Consider the following 221-nt stretch of genomic DNA (forward strand, 5'->3'; position numbering starts at 1 on the left):
GATATAAAGAAATTGGGGTTCATTTAGGATAAGAATTATTTGAATACAAAAATCGGTATAAAAGAGATTCGTTGATTGGAGCGAAAGGCGGCGACTCCTGCCGGAATAGCAAATTCTTTTGCGAGTAAAAGCGAAGCGTTAGGAGCATGAGCTGAAGACCCTGGACTGAGCAAAGCGAGGGAAGCGGCTGAAGCCATGCCGGCGGAAAGCGTCCGCCCTGT

At 47.1% G+C, this 221-nt stretch carries 1 pseudogene; it reads right to left on the reverse strand.

Annotated features, from left to right (window positions below):
- Window positions 1-35: 35 nt before the first annotated feature.
- Window positions 36-221: pseudogene (locus tag WFH04_RS18280) on the reverse strand (hypothetical protein); the annotation flags it as partial.

The organism is Sporosarcina sp. USHLN248 (assembly GCF_037144575.1).
GTDB lineage: Bacteria > Bacillota > Bacilli > Bacillales_A > Planococcaceae > Sporosarcina > Sporosarcina contaminans.